We start from the raw sequence: 7,501 nt of genomic DNA on the forward strand, positions 1-7,501 counted from the left end.
GTTCAGGCGTTGCTTCTACGCGTGGACAACAGCGCCCTCAGCTTCGCCGGCGCCACCGGCTTGGTGAGCAGCATCACGCCGCCCTGGCGCAGCCGCTGCAGCACCTCGGGCCCGGTGGCGCCCGAGACCAGCACCGCCAGCGCATCGGGCTGCAGCCGACGCGCCGCGTCGATCACTTCCATGCCGTCCTCGTCGCCGGCCAGCTGCAGGTCGCACAGCAGCACGTCGAAGCGCGTGCCGGCGTCGGCGAGCCGGGCCAGCGCCTCGCTGCCGGTGGCCACGCATTCCACCAGGCAGCCCCATTGCTGCAGAAGCGCGCGGCTGGCATCGAGGATGGCCGGGTCGTCGTCCACCACCAGGCAGCGCAGCCCGGCCAGCGGCGATGCGGCCAATGGCCCGGCCGCCGGCGGCAGCACGTCGCGCGGGTTCGCGCGCGGCAGCTCCAGCGCGAAGCTGCTGCCCGCCTGCAGCGCCGAGCGCAGCGCGATGCGCGTGCCGAGCAGCGCGGCGATGCGCGCGCAGATCGCGAGGCCGAGGCCGAAGCCCTGGCGGCGGTCGCGCTCGGTGTTCGCGACCTGGTAGAACTCCTCGAAGATCCGCGCCTGGTGGATCGGCGCGATGCCCACGCCGTTGTCGCGCACCTCGATGCGCACCTTGCCGGCGCGGCGCCGCGCCAGCACCAGCACCGTGCCGTCGGGCGAGGTGTGGTGGATCGCGTTGCTGACCAGGTTGCCGACGATGCGCAGCAGGAGCGCCGCATCGGTGCGCACCGCGAGTCCGCGGTCCATCCACAGCAGCCGCACGCGCGATGCGGCGGCGCGCGCCGCATGCTGGGCGTCGAGCTGATCGAACAGCATGGCCAGCGAGACGTCGGTGATCGCGGGCGTCAGCACCTGCGCATCGAGACGCGAGATTTCGAGCAGGTCGTCGAGCAGCACGCCCATGAACTCGGCGCCTTCCTGCAGGCGCAGCACGGCCGGCCGCTGCGTTTCGGTGGCCGTCGGCAGGAGGCCGTCGATGAACAGGCCCATCGCATGCAGCGGCTGGCGCAGGTCGTGGCTGGCCGCGGCGAGAAAGCGGGCGCGCGACAAGGCCGCCTGCTCGGCCTCGGCCATGCGCTGCAGCGCGACGGCGGTGGCTTCGCGCACCTGTTCTTCGCTCTGCTGGCGGTTGCGCTGCAGGCGCTCGGCCAGACGGTTGATGTCGTGCGCCAGGCTGGCGAGCTCGTGGCGCGCGCGCGGCTTGCCGGTCTCGCCCTCCTGTTCGCCTGCATGGCGCGCGACCACGTTGCAGCGCGCGTCGAACTGGCCCGCCTCCAGTGCCGCCACGGTGCGCGAGATGCGACGCAGCGGCTGCGCGACGGCGCGCGCCGTGTGGCGGACCCAGGCCCATGCCGCGAGCAGCGCGATCATCGCGATGCCGATGCCCGCCATCAGCGAACGCGTGCGTTCGCGCGCATAGGCCGTGGTGTCGCGGAAGGTTTGCACCAGGCCGATGGGCGTTTCGCCGGCGGCGGTCGAACCCTCGGGCGAGAAGGCGCTGGCGCGCGAAGCCTCGCGCAGCGTGACCGGCGCGGTGAACATGCGCAGCTGCGCCAGCGGTGCGGTCTTGCGGCCGGCCGTCACGTAGACGCCGGCGCTGTTGCTGATCTCCACCCGCGTCACCTGGCCGCCGCGCAAGGCGGCATTGGCGACGTTCTGCAGCGCGGGCAGGTCGCCGGCATAGAGGCTCAGGTCGGACATCGCGGCAACCTGCCGCGCCACTGCCTGGCCCTCGGCATTGAAGGCGGCTTCGAGCGTCTCGAGGCGGCTGTGGGTGAACCAGGCGGTGAGCGCGATGGCGACGGCCGCGCACGGAACCACGCCGAGGCGGAACAGGTCGCGCTGCAGGCTGCCGCCGACCACGAGGGTGCGGCCGTCCGTCGCCGGAGGATCCGTCGGTCGTGCGGTGGAGGCGGGCACGGCCAGACCGTGGCTGGGCGATGTCATCGGGTAGCGGTGACCCGCTCGGTCAATTCCCGCTCTTCCGGAATGCGCAGGCCCAGCCCGCGCGCCACGGTGGTGTTGACGCGCACCGTGGCCGGCGTCGCCGCCTCGACCAGCACGCCCGTGCCCGCCGGCGCGGCGGCCACTTTCTGCCCGAGCGCGCGCGCCTGCAGCGCGAGTTGCCCCGGCGTCGAGACGGCGGCGGCGAGCCCCCCCGAGCGCACCAGTCCGTCGCTGGTGCCGAACACCGGCAGGCCGGCACCGGCGCCCGCGCGCAGCACCGACAGCGTGGCGCCCTGGCTGTCGCCGATCAGGTCGGGCAGGACCATGAGCGCATCGCTGCGCGGCACCAGCAGGCGCAGCACCGAGGCCAGCGAGCTCGCATCGGGCGCGTATTCGACCTGCAGGTCCCAGCCCTTGGCCGCGCGCTGCAGCTCGCGCACGATCGGTTCCGATTCGGACGTCGCCACCACGCCGAGCCGGCGCTTCTGCGGTAGCACCGCATCGATGAGCGTCAGCTGGTCGGCCATGGACGGCTCGCGCAGCAGCACGCCGACATGGCGGTCGGTGCGCCGCAGTGCGGGGTTCGCCTTGAGGCTTTCGTAGTCGAGCCGGCTCAGCATCGCGAGCACCAGCGGATCCTGGCCCGGCCGCTCGATCGCCGCGCGCGCCGCCACCGGCCCGACGGCCATCGTGACCGGGATGTCGGCCGGGCTCGGGCGCATGCCGCGGGTGCGCACGCCGGCCGTCACATGGTCTTCGCCGGCGCTTGCCAGCTCCGGCGCCGGCCCGCCCAGGCGAACCAGGTCGAAGCGGCTGCCGGCCTCCTGGGATTCGCGCAGCAGGCGCACGAATTCCGTGTGGACCGCCAGCTCGTCGGCGACCAGCACCGTGAGTCCGGCCGCACGCGCGCCGCCGGCGAGGAGCAGGGCGGCGAAGGCCATGCCCGCGAGGGTGAGCAGCCCGTGAAAGAGCGCTGGAAATCGATTCGCAAACATGAACTGCACCTGCAGTGGGTGATGGACCCAATGTACGGAGGCGGCCTGCTTCGCGCGATAAGGCGGAGGGCTTATGTCGGCGCGTGCAGCGTTGAATTGCCGTGAGGGACTGCACAGGCTCGCGGCCTGTCGGCCTATCTCTGACGTCGTATGCGGCCCCCAACGCTCCGTCACTTCGTGTACTCGCTGCCCCGAGGGGGAAGCAGCAGGCCGCCCGTTTGCGCGAAGCGCGGACTTCGCCGCGCCGACGGCCCGGCGTCCGCCTGATCCCTGCGCCTTAGAGCACCGCCTGCCGCACCGCCGCCAGCTGGGCGTTGATGGCCTGCCGCAGCAGCTTCGGCGACACCGGCTTGTAGAGTACGGTTACGCCCGAATTGGCCACTTCGCGCAGCCGGTCGGGCTTGGTTTCCCCGGTCACCAGCAGGCGCGCGGTCGCCTCGCCGATGCCGCGCGGATGGCGCTCCAGCGCGGCCAGCACATCGAGGCCGTTGTCGCCGCCTTGCAGCAGCAAGTCGCTCACCACCAGGTCGGGCGGCCGGTCCCATTGGTCGGCCAGCGCCAGCGCCTCGTTGCGCGTCTGCGCGGCCATCACTTCGGCACCCCAGTTCGAGAGCACCACCTGCAGGCCCTCGAGGATGGTGCGCTCGTCGTCGATCACCAGCACCCGCACGCCGCGCAGGCTTGCTTCGTCTTCCCCGCCGGCGCCGTGGATGAGGGCGGGCGGGGCCGCCGGCGCCGCCGCCGCGGGCTCGGCGGCGCGCACCAGCACGCGCACGCAGGTGCCCTTGCGCGGCCGCGAGCTCAGCTCCACGCGCGTGTTGAGCAGTGCCGCCAGCCGCTGCACGGTCGCCAGGCCCAGGCCCATGCCGCGGGCGTCGCGGCCCTGCCGGCCGTGCGCCTCGACCTGGTAGAACTCCTCGAAGACCCGCGACTGGTGATGCGCCGCGATCCCGATGCCGGTGTCCACCACGTCGATGCGGACGCCCCGGCCGCGCCGGCGCGCGCCGATCAGCACGCCGCCGTCGGTGGTGTGGCGCAGCGAGTTCGACACCAGGTTGTTCAGGATGCGCGAGAGCATCACGTAGTCGCTGCGCACCCAGAGCTCGGTCTTGCGCACCACCAGCCGCAGGTTCTGCTGCTCCGCCACCGGCCGGAAGTTGCGGCTGATCTCGTCGAACAGGTGGTCGAGCGCGAAGTCCGCCCACTGCGGCTGCAGCACGCCGGCATCGAGCTGCGAGAGGTTGAGCAGTTCCGAGAACAGCCGGTCCAGCGAGTCGACGCATTCGCGGATGTGGCCGATGCGCTGCAGGCGCACCGGGTCGGTCTCGCCATTGGCCAGGCCGTCGGAAAACAGCGTGAGCGCGTGCAGCGGCTGGCGCAGGTCATGGCTGGCGGCGGCCAGGAGCCGCGTCTTGGCCTGGCTCGCCACCTCGAGCTGCTGGTTCTTGCTGGCCAGCTCCGCCGTGGCGCGGGCAATGCGGTTTTCCAGCTCGCCGCGGCTTTCCGACAGCGCGCGCGCCGCCTCGTTGAAGCCGTGCTGCAGGCGCCGCACCTCGGCCGTGCCCGCGACCGCCACCTGCGCGTCCTCGCCGGCGCCCAGCCGGTCGACCGCCTCGCCGAGCATGCGGATGGGCGCGCTGATGCGGCGCGCCGCCCACCAGCCGGCCAGTCCCACGCCCACCAGGCTGGCCGCCAGCACCAGCACCACGTTGATCCAGACCGATCGCTTGGCGCGCTCCACCGCGTCGAGGCTGATCTCCACCATCACCTTGCCGATGTGCTTGCCGTCGTCGCCGACGATCGGCGCCACCACCTGCAGGCCCTCGCTGCGCTCGCGGTCGGTGGTTTCCGAGTTGGCCAGGATCTCGCCGTCCTCCGACCAGATCTGCACCTGCTGCACGTGCGGCTGGTAGCTGCCCGATTGCGCGGTGCGCTGCAGCGCGCGGCGGTCCATGTGCTGCAGCTGGATCTGGGCCACGGTCGCCACCTGCAGCGCGACGGTCTGCGCATTGGCGCGCATCAGCTCGGTCACGCTCGCGAGATGCTGTCGCGTCAGCACCGCGATCGCACCCAGCGTCGCCACCATGGCAGGCAAGAGCGCCAGCAGCACGAGCTGCTGCGCCAGCGTCAGGCGCACCAGCAGGCGGAGGGCGCGAAAGGGCCAGTTCATGGGCGCATCAGACGCGCGGCGACGTGAATGTCAACCACCGACTTAAGTACATGTCTAGGGAAAAACGTCACGAATCCGATCGAAGTTGGTTTCTAATTGTGTTCTCGACAGAACCGCTTTGACCAGCCCGAAGGCCACCAGCCAACGCGTTCCCGAAGAAGATGCAATTTCCTGTCCATCGCGCCGCCGGTGCTCCCCTTGCTTTTCCCGCCCCGCATTCCGGGCGTTTGCGGATGATGGCACGGCGCGCCGCCGCCCTGCTGGGGCTCTGCGCGCTGGCGTTGCTGCTGGGCGCGCCGCTCGCGGCCGCGGCGCAAAGCGCGGGCACGGCTGCCGCCGCCAACACGGCGCCGCTGCGCTTCGGCATCCTGCCGCTGGGCGGCGCCTTCGAATCGCGCAACGACTGGGAGCCGCTCCTCGCAGACCTGAGCCGCGCCATCGGCCGGCCCGTCAGCGTGCTCTCGGTCACTTCCTATGAGGCGCTCGAGCAGGCGATCCAGCGCGACCAGGTCGACATGGCCTTCCTGTCCGGCAAGATGGCGCTCGATGCCGTCACGCAGCGGCGGATGAACGTCGTGGCCCAGGTCACGCGCCACGACGGCTTGCCCGGCTACCGCGCGCTGCTGCTCACGCGCAAGACCGGAAACTTCACCACGCTGAAGGACCTGCTGGCACGGCCCGAGCGCTGGCGCCTGGCGCGCGGCGAGAGCCGCTCGGTGTCGGGCTTCATCGTGCCGCAGCTGCAGCTCTTCCTGCCGAACCACATCGCGATGGAGACCCGCTTCGCCAGCGAAGTGGTCGGCACGCACCAGGCGACGGCGCTGGCCGTGGCCAACGGCGAGGCCGACGTGGCGACCAACAACACCGCCGATTTCGAACGCTTCAAGCTGCAGTTCCCGGCCGAGGCCGAGCGGCTGCAGGTGATCTGGGAGTCGGAGCTGATCCCGCACGCGCAACTGGTGGTGCGGCGCGCGTACAGCCCCGAGTTCCAGAAGAAGGTGCAGGCCTTCCTGGTCGACTACGCCCGCACCAAGGGGCCGCGCGGCGAAGCCGAGCGCGCCGTGCTCAAGTCGCTGCACGACCTCGCCGGTTTCGTCGCGGCCGACAACACGTCGCTGCTGCCGGCCGCCAGGCTGGCCTACCAGCTCGCCAGGCAGAGCGCCATGACCTCGCAGTGGGTCAACGAGGCGGCGCGCCAGGCCCGGCTGCAGCGCATCGAGAGCGGGTATGCCGAGCAGGTGGCGGCCTTGCGCAACGGCGCACCCTGAGCCTCGCACGAGGCGGTGCGTGCTGCGTGCGGCGTGGCGTTGCGCCCTGGCTGCCGCGCTGGGCTGGCAAGCCGCTGCCGCGCTCGCGCAGAGCCTTCGCGCCGAGCCGCCGCCGGCCATCCGCTTCAGCGTGCTGCCGGTCGGCGGCGCGGTCGAATCGCGCGACAACTGGACGCCGCTGCTCGACGAATTGAGCCGGGCGCTCGGCCGGCCGGTGAGCGTGTTCTCCGTGACCTCCTACGAATCGCTGGCCCAGGCCCTCCGGCGCGACGACATCGATTTCGCGCTGTTGTCGGCCAAGCTGGCGCTCGATGCCGTCGCAGAACGGCGCATGAACGTGGTGGCCCAGGTAGCGCGGGTCGACGGCCTGCCCGACGGTCGCGCCGTGCTGCTCGCGCGCAGGACGGGGCCACTCCGTTCGCTGGAGGAGTTGCTGGCCCACCCCGAACGCTGGCGCCTGGCGCGCGGCGACAGGCGCTCGGTCTCGGGCTTCATCGTGCCGCAGCTCCGGCTCTTCCTGCCGAACGGCATCCTGATGGAGACGCGCTTCGAGAGCGAGACCGTCGACACGCACCAGGCCACTGCACTCGCGGTGGCGAACGGCGATGCCGACGTGGCCACCAACAACACGATCGACTTCGAGCGCTTCAGGCAGCAGTTTCCGGCCGAGGCCGATCGGCTGCACGTGATCTGGAAGTCCGAGCCCATTCCTGCGGCCGTGTTCGTGATTCGGCGCGCCCATCCCCTCGCGCTGCGGAAGAAGGTGCAGGACTTTCTGGTCGACTACGGCCGCGCCAAGGGGCCGCGCGGCGACGGCGAGCGCGAGGTGCTGAAGTCGCTGCATGCGCCCTTCGGCTACGTCGCGGCGGACAACACCGCGCTGCTGGCTGCGGCCGAGCTGGACTACCAGCTCGCGAAGCGGCGCGCGCTCGCCGCGAAGTGGGTCAATGCAGAAGCGCGCGCGGCGCGGCTGGAACGCATCGAGCGCAGCCATGCGCAACAGGTGGCGGCGTTGCGCGACGGCAGGCCCTGAGTCGCCGGCCTCGGTCTCATAACACGAACGACTTAAGCGAACTTCCA

At 71.7% G+C, this 7,501-nt stretch carries 5 protein-coding genes; 2 read left to right on the plus strand and 3 right to left on the minus strand.

Annotation, left to right across the window (positions count from 1 at the left end; all coding sequences use genetic code 11):
• Positions 1 to 2: 2 nt before the first annotated feature.
• The 3 genes from EJI01_RS16445 to EJI01_RS16455 form a co-directional block, all read right to left on the minus strand.
• Positions 3 to 1,988: a hybrid sensor histidine kinase/response regulator gene (locus tag EJI01_RS16445; RefSeq protein ID WP_126838200.1), complete on the minus strand. Its 1,986-nt coding sequence runs from the start codon at positions 1,986 to 1,988 to the stop codon at positions 3 to 5.
• Positions 1,985 to 2,983 carry an ABC transporter substrate-binding protein gene (locus EJI01_RS16450; RefSeq protein ID WP_185878939.1) on the minus strand — a complete coding sequence of 333 codons (999 nt, stop codon included), beginning with the start codon at positions 2,981 to 2,983 and terminating at the stop codon, positions 1,985 to 1,987. The genes EJI01_RS16445 and EJI01_RS16450 overlap by 4 nt, the downstream gene beginning before the upstream one ends.
• 277 nt (positions 2,984 to 3,260) lie before the next feature.
• The gene (locus tag EJI01_RS16455) at positions 3,261 to 5,153 is read right to left on the minus strand and encodes a hybrid sensor histidine kinase/response regulator (RefSeq protein WP_126838201.1); all 1,893 of its coding nucleotides are present in this window, start codon (positions 5,151 to 5,153) and stop codon (positions 3,261 to 3,263) included.
• Positions 5,154 to 5,389: 236 nt separating this feature from the next.
• Between EJI01_RS16455 and phnD the strand changes: the two genes are divergently transcribed.
• Together phnD and EJI01_RS16465 are read left to right on the plus strand one after the other, a co-directional pair.
• Entirely contained in the window at positions 5,390 to 6,421 is a 1,032-nt protein-coding gene (gene phnD / locus EJI01_RS16460) for a phosphate/phosphite/phosphonate ABC transporter substrate-binding protein (protein ID WP_126838224.1), read from the plus strand.
• A gap of 19 nt (positions 6,422 to 6,440) precedes the next feature.
• Positions 6,441 to 7,454 carry a phosphate/phosphite/phosphonate ABC transporter substrate-binding protein gene (locus EJI01_RS16465; protein ID WP_260602485.1) on the plus strand — a complete coding sequence of 338 codons (1,014 nt, stop codon included), beginning with the start codon at positions 6,441 to 6,443 and terminating at the stop codon, positions 7,452 to 7,454.
• Positions 7,455 to 7,501: the final 47 nt, after the last annotated feature.

This window comes from Variovorax sp. MHTC-1 (genome assembly GCF_003984645.1).
Classification (GTDB): domain Bacteria; phylum Pseudomonadota; class Gammaproteobacteria; order Burkholderiales; family Burkholderiaceae_C; genus Variovorax.

What these genes read in the sequence shown, in the direction of transcription:
- EJI01_RS16445 (WP_126838200.1), bottom strand. Translation starts at nt 1,988, where the DNA reads ATGACATCGCCCAGCCACGGTCTGGCCGTGCCCGCCTCCACCGCACGA.
- EJI01_RS16450 (WP_185878939.1), bottom strand. Translation starts at nt 2,983, where the DNA reads ATGTTTGCGAATCGATTTCCAGCGCTCTTTCACGGGCTGCTCACCCTC.
- EJI01_RS16455 (WP_126838201.1), bottom strand. Translation starts at nt 5,153, where the DNA reads ATGAACTGGCCCTTTCGCGCCCTCCGCCTGCTGGTGCGCCTGACGCTG.
- phnD (WP_126838224.1), top strand. Translation starts at nt 5,390, where the DNA reads ATGGCACGGCGCGCCGCCGCCCTGCTGGGGCTCTGCGCGCTGGCGTTG.